At 45.8% G+C, this 23,572-nt stretch carries 23 protein-coding genes and 2 pseudogenes; 14 read left to right on the top strand and 11 right to left on the bottom strand.

Annotated features, from left to right (window positions below):
- Nucleotides 1-87 precede the first annotated feature (87 nt).
- On the top strand, nt 88-1,242 hold the full coding sequence (locus M0696_RS05885; protein ID WP_222142559.1) for an AbrB family transcriptional regulator: 1,155 nt from the start codon (nt 88-90) through the stop codon (nt 1,240-1,242).
- A gap of 253 nt (nt 1,243-1,495) precedes the next feature.
- On the opposite strand, the gene M0696_RS05880 is transcribed toward M0696_RS05885, so the two are convergent.
- The 4 genes from M0696_RS05880 to M0696_RS05865 form a co-directional block, all read right to left on the bottom strand.
- The gene (locus M0696_RS05880) at nt 1,496-2,023 is read right to left on the bottom strand and encodes a MarR family transcriptional regulator (RefSeq protein ID WP_166853698.1); all 528 of its coding nucleotides are present in this window, start codon (nt 2,021-2,023) and stop codon (nt 1,496-1,498) included.
- 76 nt (nt 2,024-2,099) lie between these two features.
- Nucleotides 2,100-3,593 (bottom strand): monooxygenase, encoded by a 1,494-nt coding sequence (locus M0696_RS05875; protein WP_222142558.1) that lies wholly within the window; start codon nt 3,591-3,593, stop codon nt 2,100-2,102.
- Nucleotides 3,594-3,774: 181 nt separating this feature from the next.
- Nucleotides 3,775-4,281: a signal peptidase I gene (gene lepB, locus M0696_RS05870; protein ID WP_166853700.1), complete on the bottom strand. Its 507-nt coding sequence runs from the start codon at nt 4,279-4,281 to the stop codon at nt 3,775-3,777.
- A gap of 1 nt (nt 4,282) precedes the next feature.
- The gene (locus tag M0696_RS05865; RefSeq protein ID WP_166853701.1) at nt 4,283-4,906 is read right to left on the bottom strand and encodes a TVP38/TMEM64 family protein; all 624 of its coding nucleotides are present in this window, start codon (nt 4,904-4,906) and stop codon (nt 4,283-4,285) included.
- Between the two features lie 152 nt (nt 4,907-5,058).
- Between M0696_RS05865 and M0696_RS05860 the strand changes: the two genes are divergently transcribed.
- The 3 genes from M0696_RS05860 to M0696_RS05850 all read left to right on the top strand — a co-directional run bounded on the left by M0696_RS05860 (nt 5,059) and on the right by M0696_RS05850 (nt 7,314).
- Complete coding sequence (locus tag M0696_RS05860) at nt 5,059-5,421, top strand: YhjD family protein (RefSeq protein WP_222142557.1); 363 nt, start codon at nt 5,059-5,061, stop codon at nt 5,419-5,421.
- A gap of 226 nt (nt 5,422-5,647) precedes the next feature.
- A complete protein-coding gene (locus M0696_RS05855) occupies nt 5,648-5,848 on the top strand; it encodes a DUF3311 domain-containing protein (protein WP_166853703.1) in 201 nt (66 codons plus the stop codon).
- The gene (locus M0696_RS05850; protein ID WP_166853704.1) at nt 5,845-7,314 is read left to right on the top strand and encodes a sodium:solute symporter family protein; all 1,470 of its coding nucleotides are present in this window, start codon (nt 5,845-5,847) and stop codon (nt 7,312-7,314) included. The genes M0696_RS05855 and M0696_RS05850 overlap by 4 nt, the downstream gene beginning before the upstream one ends.
- Nucleotides 7,315-7,354: 40 nt before the next feature.
- On the opposite strand, the gene M0696_RS05845 is transcribed toward M0696_RS05850, so the two are convergent.
- Nucleotides 7,355-7,624: an excalibur calcium-binding domain-containing protein gene (locus M0696_RS05845; RefSeq protein WP_019713871.1), complete on the bottom strand. Its 270-nt coding sequence runs from the start codon at nt 7,622-7,624 to the stop codon at nt 7,355-7,357.
- A gap of 205 nt (nt 7,625-7,829) precedes the next feature.
- Here M0696_RS05845 and M0696_RS05840 point away from each other — a divergent pair, with 205 nt between their 5' ends.
- Nucleotides 7,830-8,729, top strand: coding sequence for an SDR family oxidoreductase (locus M0696_RS05840; RefSeq protein WP_248602591.1), 900 nt, complete (start codon nt 7,830-7,832; stop codon nt 8,727-8,729).
- 46 nt (nt 8,730-8,775) lie between these two features.
- Here M0696_RS05840 and comK read toward each other — a convergent pair whose 3' ends face one another.
- Nucleotides 8,776-9,354 (bottom strand): competence transcription factor ComK, encoded by a 579-nt coding sequence (gene comK, locus M0696_RS05835; protein ID WP_166853705.1) that lies wholly within the window; start codon nt 9,352-9,354, stop codon nt 8,776-8,778.
- A gap of 292 nt (nt 9,355-9,646) precedes the next feature.
- Between comK and M0696_RS05830 the strand changes: the two genes are divergently transcribed.
- Nucleotides 9,647-9,880 carry an IDEAL domain-containing protein gene (locus M0696_RS05830; RefSeq protein WP_166853706.1) on the top strand — a complete coding sequence of 78 codons (234 nt, stop codon included), beginning with the start codon at nt 9,647-9,649 and terminating at the stop codon, nt 9,878-9,880.
- 26 nt (nt 9,881-9,906) lie between these two features.
- On the opposite strand, the gene M0696_RS05825 is transcribed toward M0696_RS05830, so the two are convergent.
- Entirely contained in the window at nt 9,907-10,764 is an 858-nt protein-coding gene (locus M0696_RS05825; RefSeq protein WP_166853707.1) for an SDR family oxidoreductase, read from the bottom strand.
- A gap of 111 nt (nt 10,765-10,875) precedes the next feature.
- Here M0696_RS05825 and M0696_RS05820 point away from each other — a divergent pair, with 111 nt between their 5' ends.
- The 7 genes and pseudogenes from M0696_RS05820 to phoE all read left to right on the top strand — a co-directional run bounded on the left by M0696_RS05820 (nt 10,876) and on the right by phoE (nt 17,729).
- The gene (locus tag M0696_RS05820; protein ID WP_248602590.1) at nt 10,876-12,405 is read left to right on the top strand and encodes an FAD-dependent oxidoreductase; all 1,530 of its coding nucleotides are present in this window, start codon (nt 10,876-10,878) and stop codon (nt 12,403-12,405) included.
- 54 nt (nt 12,406-12,459) lie between these two features.
- A pseudogene (locus tag M0696_RS21120) lies at nt 12,460-13,086 on the top strand (protoglobin domain-containing protein); the annotation flags it as partial.
- A 240-nt stretch (nt 13,087-13,326) separates the two neighbouring features.
- Nucleotides 13,327-13,842, top strand: a complete 516-nt coding sequence (locus M0696_RS21115; RefSeq protein ID WP_371864110.1) for a methyl-accepting chemotaxis protein — start codon at nt 13,327-13,329, stop codon at nt 13,840-13,842.
- A gap of 134 nt (nt 13,843-13,976) precedes the next feature.
- A complete protein-coding gene (locus M0696_RS05810; RefSeq protein WP_222142553.1) occupies nt 13,977-14,537 on the top strand; it encodes a biotin transporter BioY in 561 nt (186 codons plus the stop codon).
- A gap of 4 nt (nt 14,538-14,541) precedes the next feature.
- Nucleotides 14,542-15,981 carry an acyl-CoA synthetase gene (locus M0696_RS05805; protein ID WP_222142552.1) on the top strand — a complete coding sequence of 480 codons (1,440 nt, stop codon included), beginning with the start codon at nt 14,542-14,544 and terminating at the stop codon, nt 15,979-15,981.
- A gap of 1 nt (nt 15,982) precedes the next feature.
- On the top strand, nt 15,983-17,077 hold the full coding sequence (locus M0696_RS05800) for an acetyl-CoA C-acyltransferase (RefSeq protein ID WP_222142551.1): 1,095 nt from the start codon (nt 15,983-15,985) through the stop codon (nt 17,075-17,077).
- 70 nt (nt 17,078-17,147) lie between these two features.
- Nucleotides 17,148-17,729 (top strand): phosphatase PhoE, encoded by a 582-nt coding sequence (gene phoE, locus M0696_RS05795; RefSeq protein ID WP_222142550.1) that lies wholly within the window; start codon nt 17,148-17,150, stop codon nt 17,727-17,729.
- 31 nt (nt 17,730-17,760) lie between these two features.
- Here the strand turns inward: phoE and M0696_RS05790 are convergent, their stop codons facing one another.
- From M0696_RS05790 to M0696_RS05780, 3 genes and pseudogenes are all read right to left on the bottom strand, one after another.
- Nucleotides 17,761-18,732, bottom strand: coding sequence for an ABC transporter substrate-binding protein (locus M0696_RS05790; RefSeq protein ID WP_248602589.1), 972 nt, complete (start codon nt 18,730-18,732; stop codon nt 17,761-17,763).
- Nucleotides 18,733-19,070: 338 nt separating this feature from the next.
- Nucleotides 19,071-20,063, bottom strand: a complete 993-nt coding sequence (locus M0696_RS05785; RefSeq protein WP_222142548.1) for an NADPH:quinone oxidoreductase family protein — start codon at nt 20,061-20,063, stop codon at nt 19,071-19,073.
- Between the two features lie 70 nt (nt 20,064-20,133).
- Nucleotides 20,134-20,584 (bottom strand): annotated as a pseudogene (locus M0696_RS05780) (GNAT family N-acetyltransferase).
- Between the two features lie 441 nt (nt 20,585-21,025).
- On the opposite strand from M0696_RS05780, the gene aprE reads away from it, so the two are divergent.
- A complete protein-coding gene (aprE, locus tag M0696_RS05775) occupies nt 21,026-22,171 on the top strand; it encodes a subtilisin AprE (protein WP_248602588.1) in 1,146 nt (381 codons plus the stop codon).
- 39 nt (nt 22,172-22,210) lie between these two features.
- On the opposite strand, the gene M0696_RS05770 is transcribed toward aprE, so the two are convergent.
- Nucleotides 22,211-23,491, bottom strand: coding sequence for a M48 family metallopeptidase (locus tag M0696_RS05770; protein WP_166853718.1), 1,281 nt, complete (start codon nt 23,489-23,491; stop codon nt 22,211-22,213).
- Nucleotides 23,492-23,572: the final 81 nt, after the last annotated feature.

Below are 23,572 nucleotides of genomic sequence, written 5' to 3'. Positions count from 1 at the left end.
CTTTATCAACGAAAATATACTATAGTAATAATACATTCACTACGTGAACAATTGGAGTGTTACGTGAAAAGGAAGAAGGGTTTTACATTGAAGAAAGACAAAAATCTCCTCAAAGATCTATGGTTTATCGCAATCAGCGCAGCCGGGGGGTTTATTCTTTCATTAACCGGAATATCGATCGGATGGATGATCGGAACGCTGATTGTCGCCTGCTGCCTCGCCATGATACGGCCAGCATGGCTGATGATGGCGCCAGACCAAAAAGGAATTGACCGCCGATGGCTCGCCCTCGGGCAGATGATTCTCGGCATCGAATTGGGCCAAAAGCTGAATTTATCCGTTCTCTCTGTCCTTAAAGACCATTGGTTTTCAGTCGGCGTTATGCTGATATTGTCTATACTACTTGCTATGCTGTCAGGATATGTGCTTTGGCGTTTCAGCAAAACGGATATGATGACAAGCTTTGTCGGCACCGCTCCCGGCGGGCTGTCCGCCATGCCGAGTATCGCGCAGGAGGTCGGGGCCAACACCGCCATTGTCAGCCTTGTTCAAATGATGCGGGTGCTGCTCGTGGTGCTCTCCATTCCATTTTTAGTCATTCTGATCTATACAAAACAAGATCGTTCCGCAAGTGCCGCAGCAGAAACGCTTTCCTCGGCAACGGCAGATTTTAGGCTCGCTCCCGTTTTGTGGACTGCTGTTTTGATTCTCGCTGCCTGGGGAGCTTGCAAAGCTGCGAAATTTTTAAAATTTCCGGCTCCTTGGCTGCTCGGCAGCATGCTCGGTGTAGCACTTGTACATGTTGGGGGAGCTGCGGTGACAGGGCACGACATGATGGCATGGTGGCCGGCACAAGCTAACCATATATCACAAGTATTTCTTGGGGCAACGATTGGCTCTAAGATGTACAAAAGCATGTTTGCCGGCGTCACCCGCACTCTCATCGTCGGGTTTGTCTCGTCCGTCGGTTTAATCGCAGCTATGTTTTTGAGCGCCGTGATTGTTTCCAAGTTGACAGGAATCTCGCTCATCACTTCTGTTCTGGCATTTGCGCCCGGCGGCATTGCAGAAATGGCGACGACGTCTGTTACCTTGCATGCCGATTCCACCTTTGTCGTTGCGGTTCAGGTCATACGCGTCATCCTCGTCATTGCCCTCTTGCCGCCATTTTATCGTCTGCTTCACCATCTTCATGGTGAAAAAAAAGGCAAAGAGAGCTCCGTCAGCGGCAGTAGCGCCTAATTGGAAAAACAATCCTTCCATGGTACACTGACAGCAGATGGGGAAGGAGTGATCTTTTGCTGCGCAATAATCCCGAGAAAGCAATGCACTTATATTATGGAATATGCTTAGGAATCTGGCTGATTTATAATTTGTTGACATCGGGTTCTCCTGGACTGCCGCTTATGATTTTAGCCGGAGGAAATCTGATTTACGTTACAATCTTGAAAAAGAAAGAAGAAACGTGAAAAACACGCACCTTAGTGCGTGTTTTTTATTTAAAAACGTTGTGAAGACCGTCCCCCATTTCTTCTGATGACGGATACCATTTTGTCACCAGATCCCGAAACAGCCGTTCCGCAAAAAGAATCTCTTCCTCTGTATACCGATCAAAAAATGACAGAAAACGCTGTTCGACCTTCTGGTGATAATATTTGTGCAAACTGTGCAGTTTTTTCCCGGCCGGGGTCAATCGGAAGTAGACCTCCTTTTTGTTATCGCTGAGCTGTGTTCTGTGAAGGAAACCAGCGCCGAGCAATTTTGTGCTGATGCGCGATACAGTTGCTTTTGTCGTATTCATTTTTTCTGCAATAGACGTGACATTGATTGGTTCATTGTCCCCAACACAGGAAAGAACATGAATTTCTGTCATCGATAATTGAGATTTACTCTCGTGCTCGGCATCGAGCTTCTTCAATTCGTCAGCCAAAAAGGCTTTAATGAGCCCCTCCCATTTCTCCTGCTGATGAATGAGCTCCGCATATAATTCAAAAAGATTGCGCTTCGTATGATCTGTATTCATCGTTTTTTTCATCCTTTTTCATTCGATTGTTTCTTCTATCATACCGTTTTGTTACAGATGAAACAATCGAATTGAGCTACACCCGGCTGGTAACGGAAAACCAGCGGCTGATCCCTGATTGAATCACCTCACCACAATCAGGCTCCGATGCATCCACTGCCCAGGCAACATGTCCATCAGGGCGAATCAAAATCGTATGCACGTCTAGCAACTTTTCATTCTGTTCTGCAATTGAAGCGTTTACCGTACGTAAGCCTTTTAATCGGCTATGTACATCAGCTTCTTGTACCAATGACAGCAAAACGAATGTCCCGTTTTGGAGAAAGCTGTACAGCCGTTCCAAACTGCCTTCAGAAAGAATCAGGTCCATGTCAGGAAGCCTTGACCCGTTCAAACGATGCGGCGGCATGTTAGGATCAGCTTCATACCTGACATCAAGCGCAGAAATTTGGCCTGCTACATATCGATTCACGTCAGGGAAGGCGAGCAGTTCCGACATCATACTTCGCAAATGGAGGCCTGCTTGAGTAAAATCAAACAGCTTTGTTTGTGCCTCCGTGTTCCTCAGGAGCCCTTCAGCAGCCGGGTGCCGTTCCTCATGGTAGCTGTCCAAAAGCCATGAAGGCGCAGCCCCCTTGACGGCCGCCGCCAGCTTCCACCCAAGGTTCATTGCATCCTGAAGGCCGACATTCAGCCCTTGGCCGCCGGCTGGAAAATGAATATGCGCCGCATCCCCTGCAAGAAAGACTCTGCCATCCCGATACCGTTTCGCTTGGCGCGCGGCGTTCCCGAACCGCGACATCCACGAAGGCTCGGTTAAGCCAAAATCAGTCCCGCAAATTCGTACGAGGTCAGCTTTCAGCTCCTCCTCAGTGACAGGCGCATCTTTCGGCGTCTGGGTGCGATAAGGGCTGATCACGACGACACGGTATCGGCCCGGAGAAAGCGGGACGATCATGAAACCGCCCTCTTTCGTACAAAGGGACAGCACTCCTGACGGCGGCGGAGAAAGGAGCGCCACATCTCCAAGCGCAGCGGTGACGGTGCTGTCTGTTCCCGGAAACTCAATTCCAGCCTGTTTCCGGACGGTACTTCCTGCTCCATCGGCACCAATGACAAACATACTTTTGATCGTCCGCACACTGCCGTCCTGATCCTTAAAAATTGTTTGCGCCTCTGCCTCGTTTTGCGTAACCGCCAGTGCCTCCGCCCCTCGAAACACCTCTGTCCCCAAGCTTCGTGCATGTTCCTCAAGCAGCTTTTCTGTTTTGGACTGCGGAAGCAAAAGCGTGTAAGGACAGCTCGTATCCAAGCCTGAAAAATCAAGACGGGTATCCAGCATCGAAAAGTGCCCGGAAGGTATTTTGCTTCCCTTGGATACAAAACGTTCCAATAGCCCTCTCATCTCAAGAAGCTCCAGCGTGCGGGGATGCAGCGTCAACGCCTTGGAATGCGGAACAGGCTTTTGAAGCCGCTCAATCACACATGTTTTCACCCCGGCCATCGCAAGCTCGGAAGCCAACATAAATCCGACCGGCCCTCCCCCTATAATCACTGCTTCAACATTCATCTAAATCACTCCTTTTGTTTCATATGAAACTAATATAAACCATTGAAAACAAACGAAAATACAAAACATTTATTATTTTTGTTACACTCGTAACAATATTGATTATAACTTCTTACAAATTTTTCTTCAACACTTTTTTCCAAGCCAGCACAAAAAAGACGCCTCTTCAATTGGCGTCTTTTTATTCAGCATCGGAGATAACACCGACAATATTTTTTTCTCTTATCGGACCAAAGTGACGGCTGTCGAAGCTGTATATGCGATTATCTCCAACGACAAAATATTGTCCTTTCGGTACCTTGCTTGTACCTGTCACATCTTTCAAGGTAAAATCTCCCGTTACATGGCTTCCGGCAGAAACAGATTTCAAATGCTTCAAAAATGGCTCAGCCACCTGCTTTCCGTTCACATACAGCTGATCATCTTTATATTTGATCGTTTCACCGGGCAAGCCGATTACCCGTTTAATCAGCACTTTCTGATCGGGGCCTTTAAAAAGGACAATATCAAAACGATGGATGGTTTTAAATCGATGTGAAAATTTATTGACCAACAGTTCGTTTCCTTCCTGAAAGGTCGGGTTCATACTGACGCCTTCTACCTTGTAATCAATAAAGACGGCATTTTTAACCTGAATGACGAGAACGACGGACACTACACCGGCAAGAAACCAAAACCGTTTTTTCATGTTACTGTCTCCCTCCATCATGCTCACGCTGACTGGCTCTCACATGCAGGTACCGCTCTACCTTTTTGCCGATATACCATAAGATCGTGATCACCAATACAGCAATGACCGTTCGAATTGGCTGTGTAATCAGCGCGTGCAGATCATATCCGATGAAGCTGATCATAAAAATCATGACAAGCTTCCCCGAGGCTGCCGCCAAAATAAACGGCCGCGTTCCGATCCTCGACAAACCGGCAACAACATTCACCGCGGCTGACGGTGTAAACGGAAAACAAAGCAGAAGAAACACAGGACCAAAGCCATGCCTTTCCACCCATAACATCAGCTTTCTGACCGACGGGTGACTGCGGATAAAACCAAGCAATCTTCGCTGTCCGTATTGGCGGACAATCAAAAATACGAGTATAGATCCAGCAGTTGATCCAGCCCAAGACAGGATGAATCCTTCCCACAGTCCAAACGAGTTCGTATTTGCCACCACAAACACGATCAGCGGCAAAAACGGGAGAAATGCTTCAATTAAAGGCAGCAGCACAGCAATAAGAGGACCGAAAGCCCTATAGCTTTGAAATAATTCAGTTAAGTGTTCTTGTGTCAAATAGGATAAAAAATGCTCCAACATTTATACTCCTTACCGGGTTTGTCTATCCTTATTCTACACATTATCAGCAGAAAACTAAAAAGTTTTGGCGAATTTTTCTGTCTTGAAACATTTCACCAGCCGATATAGAATACATATAGAACAAACGTTCCCGTTAGAAAGAAGGAATCAGCATGCCGAATCTGCAGGAGGAAATATACGAATTAATTGAACGGGCTCTCTTTTTGCCCATGGCCATTACGATTTTAAATCGTGATCTTGCCGGTATTGAACAAAGCACATTAAAATTGAAGCATCCTTATAAACAGCTTATCAGCGAATCATTAAAAATAGCACAAAAGGATTTGATAGAGGTCAGAAAAGAGCTGAGGAAAAGAAAAGTTGCGATCCAAGAGGCGGAACGCGATGAGGCCTTTACGCTTTATGTATTTGTGATCGATGGTTATGAAGAAAAACACCGCTATTTTAATCCGCGAATCCGGGAGCAGGTCAGCGAATTATTAACGTTCTATTTATTTGCCCCGGACAGGCCATGAGTCTTTTGAATCATTCTGCACTCTCCCGAGACTGCCCGGTCCCTCTTCGGGCAATTCCAGCAATAAATTTCAGACAATTCGCACTATACAAACAAAATGAATTTATTTATAATTCGAACCACAGCCTTTTCACCCCAAAAAACGACATATGCTTCCATATCTGCGACATTATTTTCAGTACGCTTTAGGCTTGCCCACACCAATCCTAAAAGAGAAGGAGGATTCTATGAAACTGATTCACATTCTCGCCGCTTTGCCCTTTATTGGTATCTTACTCGGCATCCCTTTTGCAAATAAAGTGACTCCCTATGTGTTCGGCATGCCGTTTATTCTTGCCTATATCGTGATGTGGGCCCTTTTGACTTCTGTGTTGATGGCGATTGTGTATGTCCTTGACAACGAAAATAAAAAGGAGGAAGCAGAATGAACGCAGCTCTCATCATCATTTTCGGCGTCCTGCTCCTGAGCATTTTTCTTGGCATACGCGCCCAAAAAGGAAAAGACATGAACCTTGAGCAGTGGACTGTCGGAGGCCGCGGCTTCGGAACCTTGTTCGTGTTCTTATTGATGGCAGGCGAAATTTATACCACATTTACGTTTCTCGGCGGAAGCGGATGGGCCTACGGGAAAGGCGGTCCGGCTTTTTACATCATCGCCTACGGCTGTCTGGCTTACATCCTTTCTTATTGGCTCCTGCCGGCGGTTTGGACGTACGCAAAACAGCATAAGCTGATGTCGCAGTCTGATTTTTTCACCAAAAAATATAACAGCCCGCTGCTTGGCGTTTTCGTTTCACTGGTCGGCATCGCCGCTCTCATTCCGTATCTTGTGCTGCAGCTGAAAGGCCTCGGGCTGATTGTATCGGAAACATCGTACGGCAAAATCTCTCCGACTGCCGCCATCTGGATCGGCGCCATTTCGATCACGGTTTACGTTATGGTATCCGGCATTCACGGATCTGCCTGGATATCAGTTGTAAAAGACATTATGATTTTGGTTGTCGTTCTGTTTTTAGGAGTGTATTTGCCAATACATTATTACGGCGGATTTCAAAACATGTTTCAACAGATTGAAACGGCGAAGCCGGGCTTCCTTACGCTTCCCGAAACGGGACAAAGTACGGCGTGGTTTAGTTCAACCGTGCTCTTGACAGCACTTGGGTTTTACATGTGGCCTCATACGTTTTCCGCTTCGTATTCAGCCGAAAACCCAAAAGTCTTTCGTAAAAATGCTATTATCATGCCTTTATACCAGCTGGTCCTGCTTTTTGTCCTTTTCGTCGGCTTTGCGGCTATCCTGCAAGTTCCTGATCTAAAGGGGGCAGACGCGGATCTATCGCTTTTAAGGCTGTCTCTGCAAACATTTGACCCTTGGTTTGTCGGGATTATAGGCGCTGCCGGGCTGCTGACGGCGCTTGTGCCGGGGTCTATGATCTTAATGTCCGCCTCCACGCTGTTTGCAAAGAATGTGTATAAAGTGTTCGCGCCCCGCACGACAGAACAGCAAGTATCGGCGCTGGCTAAGTTTTTAGTGCCGGTGATCGCGCTGATTTCGGTGTACTTTACCTTGAAAGGCGGGAATACCATCGTTACGCTGCTATTGATGGGCTACAGCCTTGTCACACAACTGTTCCCTGCCCTGCTGTTCAGCCTGTTTAAGCATAATATGGTGACGAAGCAAGGAGCCTTCGCCGGGATCATTACAGGCGTCGGAGCGGTTTCTTATATTACATTGACGGAAACGACGATCGGCACTTTATTTCCGGCGCTGCCGCAAGCAGCAAAAGACTTAAATGTCGGCATAGTCGCCCTGCTTTTAAATATCACGGTCATGGTAGCTGTAAGCTTTGCGACAAGAAAAACGAAAAGCGCTGCGGCTGATCAGGCGGCGTAATAATAAAAAAGCAATCTGGCCATCAGATTGCTTTTCTTGTTTAACGTTCGCAGGCGATATAATCTTTATCGCGGTCTTTCTTTTTATTGGCATCATAAAGCGCCTTAGAGACGTAAGGCTTGTACTTTGTTTTTCCGCCTTTATTTTTCACCTTCGACGTGCGGGCCACCCCGCCTTTGTATACTTTGTTTAACTCCTTGCAGTTCTTATAGACCTTCACCTTTGTTTTGGCTTCCGCCACATGGTCAGCTCCGTATGAAAAACCGAAAACGAGACCGAGTGACAGCAAAACCGCCGCCGCTTTTTTCATGACGATATACTCCCCCTATATCCAATATTTAGTTGTTTTATAGCTGGATTTTATCATAATTCATACAGTCTTATTTTACAAGATAAATATGGAAGAAGGTTGGTTTTTCTTGTCTTTCAGCGTTCAATCTGCCAAAACATGTTTTTCTCCATATGCTCAGGGGTACACATACGAATGTACACCAAACAGAAAAGGAGCGTTGATGATGTCTGATTCAAATCTTAGCAATCCTTTAACAGCATTTTTTCACGATGAATTTCCTGAACAATATCAAGAACCACCCGGCCTGCAGAAGAACATGAAGCCTGTGCCGGATTGCGGAGAAAAAAGCTACAAAGGATCAGGCAAGCTGACTGGACGAAAAGCGCTTGTCACCGGCGGCGATTCCGGTATCGGCCGCGCTGCCGCGATTGCTTACGCCCGGGAAGGTGCCGATGTAGCCATTAACTACCTGCCTGCGGAACAGCCTGATGCTGAAGAAGTGAAAGAACTGATAGAAGCAGAAGGGCGAAAAGCAGTGCTGATCCCCGGAGACTTGAGCGACGAATCCTTTTGCCAGGATTTAGTCAAACAAGCCCATCAGGAACTCGGCGGACTGGATGTGTTGGCGCTGGTTGCCGGCAAACAGCAAGCAGTCGAAAACATCGAAGATCTGCCTACTGAACAAATCTATAAAACATTTAAAGTGAACGTCTTTTCCCTTTATTGGGTTGTAAAAGCAGCGCTTCCGTTATTGCCGGAGGGCGCATCAATTATTACCACCACCTCAGTTGAAGGCTACAATCCAAGCCCGATGCTGTTAGATTACGCAGCAACGAAAAACGCCATTATCGGCTTTACTGTCGGACTGGGAAAACAACTGGCTTCAAAAGGCATCAGAGTGAATTCAGTTGCGCCTGGGCCAATTTGGACGCCGCTCCAGATTTCCGGAGGACAACCGACGGAAAACATACCGAAATTCGGCCAAGGCACACCGCCATCACCGCTAAACCGCGCTGGACAGCCAGTTGAATTGGCAGATGTTTATGTATTCTTAGCTTCAGAGAATTCAAGCTATGTAACATCTCAGGTATATGGCATCACCGGCGGAATTCCGACAGCCTAAAGCAGGAGAAGGAGCTGTCCTGTTTGGTCAGCTCCTTTCTTTTTTTCTAATACCGCTCCCCGAGCTCACGTAAAATAAAATCATAAATCATCTTCGTCCGCTCTTCCTTCGGATACAGCATAAATTCCTGCCGTTTTGGCACGCGGTGTTCGATTCTGTCTTGGAATTTGGTTCTTAGCCATGCTGTTCGGTAAACCTGGTTCTCGAACGAATTGCAGGAGATCGGCAGCTCCATTGTTTTCCCGTTCGAAAACGTCACTTCCGTATCGTCGAATTCAGTCGGTTTGAATTCTTTCACATGCACATGGGAAATCCAGCCGCATTGGGGTCTTGTCGAAGAAAGTGTAGGGAATAAAAAGATTTGATTCGAAGGGTCCACCATGATCGGCGGTTTGTGAGAAATTTTTGTCACTTCATAAGTTCCAGCTTTTCTTCCCGCATAGCTTGATCCAAAAAACCGGCAGCTTCTGTCGACAATTTGCAGCGGCTTCATGCTGACGTAAAACACGCAGTCTTTTTCAATAATTTTGGAACAAATTTTGCCGTCGATTTCTTCTGGCAGCACGGCAATTGTTGCGCCGTTTACTTCATACGTTTCTAAAGGTGCGTCAGTTTTCTGACTCATATTATGGCCTCCATCCTTTTTCTGCAAAATTTATACTAATAATCTATCATCTGTTTTTATAAAACGACAGGTTTTTTTAACAAATATGCTAAAATCATCTTTTAATGATATTTATCGGTACTAAATTACTAGTAATAAAGTGATTTTACATTCATATGAACTTCCGGTTTACGGCATTTTGCAGGATATGTCGATAGATTGCCAAGCATTAGTTGTCTAAAAATTATAAAAATTTATTGATTTTTTCGACCGTTATCCATATACTATAAAAAAGGCATTGGGGGGATTCTTTATGAAAGAGAAAAAATCGTACACTGAGCTCATGAAGTCCCGCAACACGCAAAAAACAAATGAATTTGATGTCACAATGATGGATGTCTACATTCAAATGGTGCTCGATGAATCCTTGTATAAGCGTCGGCTTGCCATGCTGACGGACCAAATCAACAAAGCCTTGGACGAAAAAGATAAAGATGCGTTTCTTACGCTCTCTAAAGAATATGCAACGCTCAAGCAGAGCGAATAAGCCAATCCTCAAGGATTGGCTTTTTATTATCCATTTACAATTGTTCCGCCGTTGACGTGAATCGTCTGGCCTGTGACATAGGTGGAATCGTCGCTGGCAAGGTATAGATAGCTTGGCGCCACTTCCACCGGCTGTCCCGGGCGTTCCATCGGCACGTCTGAACCAAACACTTCTACATCCTTTGCGGAAAAGCTGGCCGGGATAAGCGGTGTCCATATGGGGCCCGGCGCTACTGCATTGACCCTTATGCCCTGCTGAACAAGCGACTGGGAAAGTGACCTTGTAAACGTAACGATCGCACCTTTTGTCGCTGAATAATCGATCAGCGTTTTATTGCCTTTATAGGCGGTAATTGATGCAGTATTAATGATAGAGCTACCCTTTTTTAAATGCGGCAGCACAGCCTTTGTTAAGTAAAACATGGAGAAAATGTTCGTTTGGAAGGTTCTGATCAGCTGGTGGCTTGTGATTTTTTCGATGCTGGGCTGGACATGCTGCTCAGCTGCATTGTTAACCAATATATCAATCGACGGAAATGCTTGGCTTGCCTGCATGACCACATCATTGCAAAACGCTTCCTCCCCGATATCTCCTGCAATCAGCAGGCATTTTACTCCTTCCTTTTCTACATACCGCTTTGTCTCCTCGGCGTCCTGATGCTCATTCAAATACACAATGACCACATTAGCCCCTTCTTTTGCGAATAACACCGATACAGCGCGTCCGATTCCGCTGTCTCCTCCAGTAATAATAGCGGTTTTGCCCTCTAATTTCTTTGCTTTCTTCGGCTTATCAAAAACCGGACGGGGATCCATGAGATATTCAAAACCCGGCTGCTGGTTCTGGTGCTGGGGCGGCAATGTTTTCTTTTTTTGATTCGCCAATGAAATCACTCCTTTTCAACCCTATTATGTTATGAACAATCCCTGCTTCCTATGTATGAAAAGAAAGAATATGGAAAAATTAAGAATAAATCTGATTGGAGGTATCATGGCTTGGCTAATCCATATTTTGCAAAGGAAGCACCTGAAACATACTGGAAAACATCAACTGACCTGCCTTCTTTTCCGGCGCTTCAAGAGGATACTGAATGTGACGTCACCATTATCGGAGGCGGGATTACGGGAATCACAACGGCGTATGAACTCACGAAGAGAGGCTTCCGTGTCGTATTGATTGAAGCAAATCAGGTTCTCAACGGCACCACTGCCCATACAACTGCTAAAATTACCGCACAGCATGACATGATATACGATGAATTTATCCGCAATTTTGGTTTGAATCACGCAAGGCTTTATTATGAAGCAAATCAAAACGCAATTGATTACATAAAAGGAATAGTAGATGAACATCAAATTGATTGCGAATGGATCGAACAGGACGCTTATCTTTACACAGCAAACGAAAACGCTGTGCAAAAAATCCGCACTGAACATGAGGCATACACAAAGCTTGGCATTGAAAGAGACCTGATCAAGGATCTTCCAATCCCCTTAGGTTCTAAGCTGGCGCTTGTCATGAAGAATCAAGCCCAATTTCATCCGCTGCAATACTTAAAAGCGCTTCTGGAGCAGATTGTTCAAAAAGGCGGACGGATTTATGAAGAGACCGTCGCGCTTGATATCAAAAAAGGAGAAAGGCCTGAAGTGGTAACCAAAAGCCGGCACGCCATTAAGAGCCGCTTCATCATATGCTGTTCCCACTTCCCTTTTTATGACGGAGGCGGATTATATGCTACAAGAATGTACTCTGACAGATCTTATGTCCTCGCCGTCAAGCCGAAGACAGAGTATCCCGAGGGCATGTATTTGAGTATTGATCAGCCGTCAGTGGCGCTCCGCTATACCATCGTAGGCGGTGAAAAACTGATTCTCTTTAGCGGAGTAAGCCATAAAACAGGCCAAGGAAAAGACATGTCGACACATTATGACACACTGAGACAGCTGGCCGAAAGCACCATTGGCATCGAAAGCATTCCATATTATTGGTCCACCCAGGATCTTGTAACCATCGACAAAATTCCGTTTATCGGGCCGATGTCGGAAAATGAGGACAATATTCTTGTAGCGACCGGGTTCAAAAAATGGGGCATGACGTCATCAGGAGTTGCGGCCACTCTATTGTCAGATATTGTAGAGAAAAAAGATAATCCATACGAAAGCATTTTCACACCGTCCCGTTTCCATCTGAATCCCGGGGTACAGAAAGTGATTTCTTACAATGCTGATGTCGCCAAGCATTTCATTAAAGGAAAGCTTGAAAAGCCTAACGTCCAGTTTGAAGACATTGCGCCAGGTGAAGGGAAAGCCGTCACTGTGAACGGCAAACGCGCGGGGGCTTTTCGGGATGAACAAGGCTGCCTCCATCTCGTTGATACAACGTGCACCCATTTAGGCTGCGAGGTTGAGTGGAACGACGGCGAGCATACATGGGATTGTCCGTGCCACGGATCGCGCTTTAAGCCAACCGGCGAAGTGGTGGAGGGCCCAGCCATCAAACCATTAAAACAAATAGATCTCGATTAAACCGTTCATTTTAATGAACGGTTTTTTAAATATTTTTCATCTGCATCTTCATTCATGTTTCCCTTAGCCGATAAAAAAGAAAAAGGCTTAAAAAGCCAAAAAGTGAAAATTATATTTTTCCCAAGGGGGATCATTGTATTGTTATTTAAAAAAGATAAAAAACAAGAAACAGCTTACTTTTCTGATTCAAACGGACAGCAAAAAAACCGCATTCAGCTCACAAACACATATGCAGATGTCAAAAAACAGCTCAAAATGGTCAGACTAGGAGATGCCGAGCTTTACGTGTTAGAGCAGCTTCAGCCATTAATTCAAGAAAATATCGTATACATCGTCGATGCGTTTTATAAAAACCTTGACCATGAAAGCTCATTGATGGATATCATTAATGACCATAGCTCAGTTGACCGCTTAAAACAAACGTTAAAACGGCATATTCAGGAAATGTTTGCAGGCGTTATCGATGATGAATTCATTGAAAAGCGAAACAGAATCGCCTCCATTCATTTAAGAATCGGCCTCCTGCCAAAATGGTACATGGGCGCGTTTCAAGAACTGCTTTTGTCAATGATTAACATTTATGAAACATCCATTACAAATCACCAAGAATTGCTGAAAGCCATCAAAGCGACAACTAAAATTTTGAACTTAGAACAGCAGCTTGTCCTTGAAGCGTTTCAAAGCGAGTACAACCAGGCCCGCGATGAACAAGAGGAAAAGAAAAACCTTCTTCATCAGAAAATTCAAGAAACCTCTGGGTCGATTGCAAATCTGTTTTCAGAAACGAGCAGATCTGTTCAAGAGCTTGTGGACAAATCTGAAGGCATTTCCGAAGCATCCAAGGCCGGCACAGTGACATCCAGCACTGTTGAAGAAAAGTCGATCGGCGGGAAAAAAGAGCTTGAAATCCAGCAAAAACAAATGAATAAAATTGACACAAGCCTTGTCCAAATCGAAAAAGAAATGGTCAAGCTGGATGAAATCGCACAGCAAATTGAAAAAATCTTCGGCATCGTCACAGGCATTGCTGAGCAGACAAACCTTCTCTCGCTCAATGCTTCTATTGAATCTGCCCGCGCCGGCGAACACGGCAAAGGCTTCGCCGTAGTGGCAAACGAAGTGCGGAAGCTTTCTGAGGATACGAAAAAAACCGTCTCTACCGTGTCTGAGCTTGTGAACAATACGAATACACAAATCAACATCGTATCAAAGCATATCAAAGACGTGAATGGGCTAGTCAGCGAGAGTAAAGAAAAAATGACGCAAATTAACCGCTTATTCGATGAAATCGTCCACAGCATGAAGGTCAGCAAAGAGCAATCAGGCAAAATCGACGTCGATTTGCAGGCCTTTCTTGGAGGTCTTCAGGAAGTCAGCCGCGCTGTTTCTCACGTGGCCGCATCTGTTGATTCACTTGTCATCCTGACAGAAGAATAAACATCAAAAACCGGTCTGCCAAGCAGCCGGTTTTTTCACGCCTATATTGTTAACTTAAATTAAAAATAAGTTGACATATTAACAGCCTGCATTTATTGTATAACCATATTTTATTACTGTTTGGAGGATTTCACATGCTGAGATTAATAGACATGATGCATATTGCCATTTTCACCGCGCTGATGGCCGTGCTGAGTTTTATGCCCCCTCTCTTCTTATCCTTTACACCCGTTCCGATTACATTGCAAACGCTTGGTGTCATGCTGGCAGGCAGCATCCTCAAGCCTAAGCCTGCTTTCTTAAGCCAGCTTGTCTTTTTGCTGCTTGTCGCCTTCGGTGCACCGCTTTTGCCTGGCGGACGAGGCGGATTTGGCGTTTTTTTTGGACCGAGCGCAGGCTTTTTAATCGCTTATCCCTTCGCCTCATGGCTGATCAGTTTAGCTGTTTGCAGACTGCGTAAGGTGACGCCACTGCGTCTTTTTTTCACCCATATTGTATTCGGCATCATCTTTATTTACCTGCTAGGTATACCAGTACAAGCTTTTATGATGCATATTGATTTGTCACAGGCCGCCTTCATGAGCCTTGCGTATGTTCCTGGTGATTTGATAAAGGCGGCTGTATCTGCGTTTCTGGCGATAAAAATCACCCAAGCCTTGTCTCTTTCTGATACGATGTTTACGAAAGGAGGCTGATTCCATGACAATTACTCATACCTATTCATCTATTGCCGAAAGATCACCAGGCCGTGTGGCGATCCAAACTGAATCGGAGCAAATCACATACCGGGTTTGGGCTCAACTAGTCTCTCAAACCGCAAACTGGCTGCGGTCGCAGCCAAACATGCCAAACCGTGTGGCGATCCTGCTCCCGAACAGCCTGGCGTTTTTACAGCTGTTTGCCGGGGCTGCAGCGGCGGGGTGCACGGCAGTTCCCATCGACACACGCTGGAGCGCGGCTGAATGCAAGGAGCGGCTGTCCATAAGTAATGCGGATCTTGTGGTTACTTCAGCCTTTTTCAAAAACAAACTGATAGATAACAAGGCACCTGTTGTTTTGCTGGATAACTGTATGGCAGATATTTCTGAGGCATCCGCTGAAGCCGTGCCTATCATTGATCCAGAGCACCCTTTTTATATGGGATTTACGTCTGGCTCGACAGGAAAACCGAAGGCCTTCACGCGATCTCACCGTTCATGGATGGAGAGCTTTACGTGTACGGAAACAGATTTTTCGATTTCATCAGATGACACAGTATTGATTCCAGGAACATTAATGTCCTCTCACTTCCTATATGGGGCTGTCAGCACCTTGTTTCTCGGGGGAACCGTTTGCTTGATGAAAAAATTCTACCCTGCTCAAGCGAAGGAATGGCTGAACCGTAAATCTGTCAGCGTTCTCTATACCGTACCGACGATGACAGACGCCCTCACCCGGGTTAAGGCCTTTCCCAACAATCCCGTCAAAATCATTTCATCAGGTGCAGACTGGCCGACAGAATCCAAAAAGAGGCTGGCCGCTACATGGCCTCATCTCAAGCTATATGATTTTTACGGTACATCAGAGCTTAGCTTTGTGACATATTCCTCACCGGAAGACAGCAAACGGAAGCCGCATTCAGCCGGCCGGCCGTTTCACAACGTCCACATTGAAATCCGCAATGCAGCCGGGGAACGCTGCCAGCCCGGGGAAATCGGAAAAATATTTGTCAAAAGCCCAATGAGGTTTTCCGGCTATGTCAACGGCAGCGCACCAGATGAATCCGGCTGGATGACAGTGGATGATATGGGCTGTGTCGATGAGGATGGCTTTCTATACATATCAGGAAGAGAAAACGGGATGATCGTATACGGAGGATTAAATATTTTCCCGGAAGAAATTGAACGTGTGCTTCTCTCCAGTCCAGAGGTTGAAAACGCGGCTGTCGTTGGAATCCCGGACGAGTATTGGGGAGAAATCGCTGTAGCTGTCATTCACGGAAACACTGATGCCAGAAAACTGAAAGCCTGGTGCAAACAGAAACTAGCATCCTACAAAATCCCGAAAAAATGGGTGTTTACTGACTCCTTGCCAGAAACGAGCAGCGGAAAAATTGCCCGTTCCATCGTAAGGAAATGGCTAGAAGAGGGTGCAGTGTAGTTTGAATGCGGTTATTGTTGATGCAAAACGAACGATCTTTGGAAAACAAAACGGGCTGCTGAAGCCATTTCTCCCGGAGGATTTGGCGGCTCCCATCATCAGCTGTCTCAGCCGAAAGCTAGGGGGTCAAATTCATGAAGTGATTCTCGGAAACGCGACCGGCAGAGGCGGCAATCTCGCCAGGCTGTCAGCTCTGCAAGCCGGACTGCCTTTATCGGTTCCAGGGATGACGATTGACAGACAGTGTGGCTCCGGTCTTGAAGCTGTGCGCTATGCCTGCACTCTCATTCAAGCGGGAGCCGGCACGATATATATCGCGGGCGGCTCAGAAAGCAGCAGTCAATCGCCTTTTTCAGAACGGGCCCACTTTTCTCCAGATACAATCGGTGATCCCGACATGGGCATCGCAGCGGAATATACGGCAGCACGCTTCTCCATCAGCAGAAAAAAGCAGGATGAATACGCGCTGCTCAGCCATCAACGCAGCAGAAACGCACATGATAGAGGATTTTACCGTCAAGAAATCGTTCCTCTCGGAGAATTAGAGAGGGACGAAGCATTTCTGAAAAGGCGGCCGATAGAAGCGATTATTTCCCGTGCAAAACCGGTTTTCGACACGAGTTCCGGAACGGTTACAGCAGCCAACAGCAGCGGCATATCAGACGGAGCGGCCGCTCTTCTTGTGATGGAAGAAGAAAAAGCGGCATCACTCGGCTATAAGCCTGTGCTTCGGTTTATCGGAAGCGCCGTCAGCGGGATTCACCCGAACTATCCGCCCGCGGCACCGGTTGATGCGATCCGGAAGCTCTTAACTGCACATGATGTAACACCTGATGATATCGATTTATATGAGATCAATGAAGCCTTTGCCGTCAAAATTTGTGTCTGCTCGCAAGAACTCGGCATCCCCTTTTCAAAAATCAATGTACGCGGCGGCGCGTTAGCTCTCGGTCATCCGTACGGCGCATCAGGTGCAGCTCTGGTAACCAGATTGTTTTATGAAGCGCAAAGACGGACAGACTGTCAATATGCCGTTGCTGCTATCGGGAGCGGCGGCGGAATCGGACTGGCTTTATTATTTGAAGTTCTTGCATAGGCGTTTTCATAGGATGCGTGCTTTTGATTTAGTATAATAGCGATATGACTAAAGTCAGAAAGGGGATTTTATGACAGCCGTTTGCTTAGTAAGACATGGAGAAACCGATTGGAACCTGCAGCAAAAATGCCAAGGCAAAACCGATATTCCGCTGAACGCGACAGGTGAACGCCAAGCAAGAGAAACCGGAGAATATGTAAAGGATTTCTCTTGGGATATTATTGTGACGAGCCCGCTGAAAAGAGCAAAAAGAACCGCGGAAATCATTAATGAATATCTGCATCTTCCAGTTGTCGAGATGGATGATTTTAAGGAACGCAATTACGGCGATGCGGAGGGCATGCTGCTGGAAGAACGGACCAAGCGCTATCCTGATAAAAACTATCCGAATATGGAAACGCTGGAAGAACTCACTGACAGGCTGATGGGCGGTTTGGTCAAAGTGAATCAGGCGTATCCAAACCAGAAGGTGCTGATCGTCGCGCACGGCGCAGCGATTCATGCATTGCTGACGGAGATTTCCGGCGGGGACCCAGAGCTTCAAAGCACGCGCCTCGTCAACGCCTGCCTCAGCAACATTGAATTTGCAGAAGAGAAATGGCGGATTAAAGACTATAATATTAACAGCCACTTATCCGGCTTTATCAAATAAGAAAAAGACAGGCATTCGCCTGTCTTTTCTTCTATTTCTTATCAGCCGGCATCTCTTTCTGAAGCTCATCCAAAATGGCATTCGCCCCGTCCACACTGCGGCGCAGAGACCATACCGCGCGGTCCACGTGGTACACATGTCCGTTTTTCACTGCCTTCAACTTCTTCCAAAGCACATTCTTTTCAATAGGGCGTTTGCCGTCCGCGTCGATCTCATCTGTTTTTCCTGTCATCAGGATGATCACATCTGGATCTGTTTTCAGCAGCTGCTCAAGTGTCATTTTCATGTTCACTGAGTCGCCGCCATTGCTTGATTCGCTGTTACTTGACGTGCTGATCGCGTATCGATAGCCAACCTGTGTTAAAAGTCTTGATGTAAAGAAATTTTCATCTCTCGCCTTAATCGTATCATTTGTATTTCCGATCAAAAGGACGGACTGGCTGTTAGCGCTGATTTTCCGCTTTGTCTCGCTAAGCTTTTCTTCATGTGCTGTCAGCTTTTTCTCCATTTCCTTCTCCTTGCCGACTGCTTTTGCAATCGTAAGTGAAGCATCAATTGTATCCTGATAATCAGCATTTAAATTATCAAGCGCGATCGTCGGCGCGATTTTTTTCAGCTGATCGTATACCTTCTTATACCGGGTTGTGTCGGCAATAATTAAATCAGGTTTTAATGAAGCGATTTTTTCCATGCTTGGCTGTGAACGAGTACCGACAGATGTGTAGCCGTCAATTTTCTTCAGCACATCCTTGTTGATCAGCTGCTTCGCTTTATTGTCATCGGCAACCCCGACAGGCGTAATGCCGAGATCAAGCAGTGTGTCGATAAAACCAAGCTCAAGAACAACAACCCGCTTCGGATGCTCAGGCACATTTGTCTTTCCTAAATCATGTGTTACCTCCACTTTATTTTCTTTGCTGTTTTGATTGCCGCTTGAAGACGAGCAGGCAGCCGTTAAGACAGAAAGAAGTAAAACTGTAAGAATAATCAGTGTTTTTTTCATGCGTTCCAGTCTCTCCTGTATGTAGTTTCTAAGGTTAAGATGTCCAAGAGATAGTATAACACGGAATGAGAATCATTATCACTAATTATTTTTTAAATGAGAAGAGAAAGTTCAGCTTACAAGAACATCTTGTTTCTCTCTGTTTAAAACGGCCATGCTTTCAAGTGATACGGAAGCTTTGGATGAACTTCTGGCTGATGACCTTATTTTTGTTAACCACATCGGTCAGGTGAATGAAAAATGACAAACATCGATGTTTTGGATCAATACAGCAGCTTAACATTATGTATATAAAAAAGCTTGCAGAAAAACCTAGATTTCTCTGCAAGCTGATCCTGTTAAAGCTTTACAATGACTCTTCCTTGAATCCGATTTTGCAAAATATCGTTTAACGCAGCCGGCGCTTCTGCCAATGATACTTCCCTGTCCACGATAGTCAGCAGCTGATCAGGCTTGAGATCAGAAGACATGCGCTCCCAAACAGCGGCTCTGACATCCATCGGACAGTACACTGAATCAATTCCGAGCAGACTGACCCCGCGAAGAATAAACGGATACACTGTTGCAGGAACCTCTCCCCCGCCCGTTAAGCCGCTCACCGCGACAGCTCCGCCATATTGGATTTTGCTTAAAAGCGAGGCAAGCTGTTTTCCGCCGACAGGATCAACCGCTCCCTGCCATTGCTGCTTGGACAGCGCCTTAAGCTTTCCGTCATAGACCTCTTCTCTGCTGATCACTTCGCTTGCACCGATCTGCTTCAAGTAATCAGCCGCATCCCGGTTTCCGGTGCTTGCCACCACATCATAGCCCCGCTTGTTCAGCATCGAGACCGCAATTCCGCCGACACCGCCGGTTGCTCCTGTGACAAGCACGCTCCCTTTTTCCGGAGACAGGCCGTTCTGTTCAAGCCGATGTACCGATAACGCCGCAGTAAACCCCGCCGTTCCGTACGCCATCGCTTCTTTTAAAGTAAGATTCGATGGCAGAGGCACCAGCCAGTCACCAGGCACTGAAGCATATTCACTTAATCCGCCATCGCGGGAGACACCGAGCTCATAGCTTGTCGCGATCACCTCATCACCCTCGGCAAAGCGCGGATCATTGGAAGAGACAACCGTACCCGCAGCATCAATGCCTAAAATAAGCGGATACTCTCTGACGATATTGCCGCCTGCTTTTCCGGCCAGGCCATCTTTATAATTGATGCCGGAATAAGCAATTTTAATCAGGACACCGTCTTTCGGCAAATCCTCTGTTGACATGGTTTTCACATGGACTGAAACATCTTCGGCATTTTTCTCTGCCAGCAATGCTTGAAATAACGTTGACATTCGGCACACTCCTTTTCGTTTATATCGTAACCGAAGAACGTTCAAAAAACCAAATCATCAAGCTTCAATTTTACTTCGCCGGCACATTGAGACGATAATGGACAAAAGCAGTTTCCTCTTCATAGCCGTTTTGCTCATATAAGCTCCTTGCCGTCCTGTTGTGGTGTTCCGTCTGAAGCGATAAACGGTTTGCTCCGTTTTCCGCAGCAAAATCCTTTGCAGCAGACAGCAGCTGCCCGCCGGCTCCCTTTGCCCGCGCATGAGGAGCGACGAATAAGTCATTTAATATGTAGATTCTTTTCATAGACACAGAAGAAAACGTTGGATAGAGCTGGGTAAAACCTATGAATTCTCCGTTTTTTTCTGCTATCAAAATAATAGACTCGTCATTTTCCAGACGCGCTTTCAAAAAAGTCTCTGCCCCTTTCCAGATCGGACGCCTGCTTATAAAACTCCCGATACTGGTTAAACAGAGGCGCAATGGCTTCTGCATCTGATGTCTTTGCTAGGCGAATGTTCATCTCATTTCTTCCTCCCTATCTATAATCGTTTTATTTTAGTCCTAATAGAATTTTCTGTAAAGTTTATTTGTTAGAATACTTTTATCAGCATGCATAGAAAAAATATCACGATAATATCCATTGATCTCACGGAAACACATGCAGGTCATTTGAAGGATTTTTTTCGACAGGAATTTGCCGGGGCTCAGGAGCATTTAACCTGAAAAAGCATGACATTTCAGCATAATGAACATTTACTCATGTCTATTTTCGTTCTTTTCTGTATAAAAATAGTTATTTCGAGTTCCTACAGAAATAGCGAGAGATGATATACCTAAATAGAGATGAAATCATCGCGAAAAAATGGGTCTACTAAAATATTATTCCATCTATTACAATAAATTTACAGAATAGTCTTTTAAGTAAGTCTACTCTGAATTCTTTTAAAGGAGAGGGTAAAGAGTGAGAAACAAAAAATTGTGGATCAGCTTGTTGTTTGCGTTAACGTTAATCTTTACGATGGCGTTCAGCAACATGTCTGCGCAGGCTGCCGGAAAAAACAGTACAGAAAAGAAGTACATTGTCGGATTTAAACAGACAATGAGTGCGATGAGTTCCGCTAAGAAAAAGGATGTTATTTCTGAGAATGGCGGAAAAGTTCAAAAGCAGTTTAAGTATGTTAACGCAGCCACAGCTACATTGGATGAAAAAGCTGTAAAAGAATTAAAACAAGATCCTAGCGTTGCATATGTGGAAGAAGATCATATTGCACATGAATATGCGCAATCTGTTCCTTACGGCATTTCTCAAATTAAAGCGCCAGCTCTTCACTCTCAAGGCTACACAGGCTCTAACGTAAAAGTAGCTGTTATCGACAGCGGAATTGACTCTTCTCACCCTGACTTAAACGTCAGAGGCGGAGCAAGCTTTGTACCTTCTGAAACAAACCCATACCAGGACGGCAGTTCTCACGGCACGCATGTAGCTGGTACGATTGCCGCTCTTAATAACTCAATCGGTGTTCTCGGCGTAGCGCCAAACGCATCGTTATATGCAGTAAAAGTTCTTGATTCAACAGGAAGCGGCCAATACAGCTGGATTATTAACGGCATTGAGTGGGCCATTTCCAACAATATGGACGTTATCAACATGAGCCTTGGCGGACCTTCTGGTTCTACAGCGCTGAAAACAGTAGTTGATAAAGCCGTTTCCAACGGTATCGTCGTTGCAGCTGCAGCCGGAAACGAAGGCACGTCCGGCAGCTCAAGCACAGTAGGATACCCTGCAAAATATCCTTCTACCATTGCGGTAGGTGCGGTAAACAGCAGCAACCAAAGAGCTTCATTCTCAAGCGTAGGTTCTGAGCTTGATGTGATGGCTCCTGGCGTATCCATCCAAAGCACACTTCCTGGAGGCACTTACGGCGCTTACAACGGAACGTCTATGGCGACTCCGCACGTTGCCGGAGCAGCAGCGTTAATTCTTTCTAAGCACCCGACTTGGACAAACGCGCAAGTCCGTGATCGTTTAGAAAGCACTACAACATACCTTGGAAGCTCTTTCTACTATGGAAAAGGCTTAATCAATGTAGAGGCAGCTGCACAATAATATAAAAAAGAAGCAGGTTCCTCCATACCTGCTTCTTTTTTATTTGTCAGCATCCTGATGTTCTGGCGCATTCTCTTCATTTTCCGCGTGTTGTATCCGTTCCATGATCGAAGGGTGGCTGCCTCTGAATATCTTTACAAGCACCGGAGGATCAACCTGGCTCAGTCCCGTCACAGCCAAATCCTGAAACGTTTTGACAGCGGCCTCTCTGTTCTCCGTCAGCTCAATCCCATACTGGTCAGCCTGATTCTCCTGATAACGAGAGACAGCATTAGAAAAAGGCGTGACCGCAAAACTCAAAACAGACACCAACAGCAACAACAGCGGCAGTGCTGCAAGGTCATGCCGCCCCTCCAAATGAAACATGCTGCGGGTAAAGCGGACCGTCCGCTTGTAAAGCTTATCAATGACATAAAATCCGGCGAGCGACACAAACAAATAGCCAGCCAGTCCGATATAGACGTGTTTCATGACATAATGGCCCATTTCGTGGCCCATAATAAAGAGAATTTCTGAGTCGTCAAGCTTGTTCAGCGTCGTATCCCACAATACAATCCGTTTGTTCGCTCCGATTCCTGTGACATAGGCATTAAGCGCATTTGTTTTTTCGGACATGTTCACTTCATATACATGATCAGCCGGAATATCGGCTTCTTCTGCCAGCTCTAAAATTTTGCTTTCAAGCTCTTTGTTTTTCAGAGGGTAAAAATCATTGTATAAAGGATCGATAATGACTGGCTGAATAAAAAACAGAAACAGCGAAAACGGCACAGTTAACAGCCAAGCATATAACCACCATTTTTTTTCATGCCTTTTGATCAGCCAATAAAACACGAGAACGCAAAGCGTAAAGATCGGAAAGCTGATCCAAAAGTCTATGACCTGATCCTTAGCCCAGCTGGCCGCTGTCTGTGTAGAAATGTTGTATTCAAGCGATACTTGATAGCCTATCCAATCTAAAGGCAGCGTCACTAACGTTGTGATCAGCGAAAGCACAAACACAAAGCCAATGATCTGCAAAAACCGAAAGGGCACGGCTGCTTCCATCCATTTTTTGATCTTCTTTGAAACGCCGCTGACCAGCAACACAAAGAACAGAAACCAATCAAGAGGAATCCCAATAAAAAATAAAAAATTCTTTACATTCGAATACTGCTCGGCCACTGTCAATTCAGACGGCTTCATGAAAGAAGCCGGGTCAGCCTGCGTCCCTTTAACGGCCTCCGGTACTGCGGAATCACCAGACAGGAAAAAATACCAATAAAAAAACAGCCCATACAGCACGTAAGCAAGCCCTGCTGCCGCAATCCACCTGCGCATAACGCCTCACTCCTCACATCAACCCGTTACTTCTATTGTAATCATAAATTCAAATTCTTAGAACCAGGCTGTGCATTCGTA

Source organism: Bacillus rugosus (genome assembly GCF_023238245.1).
Taxonomy (GTDB): Bacteria; Bacillota; Bacilli; order Bacillales; family Bacillaceae; genus Bacillus; species Bacillus rugosus.
The sequence above is the reverse complement of the archived record's forward strand: the minus strand, read 5'-3'. Positions and strand labels throughout refer to the sequence as shown.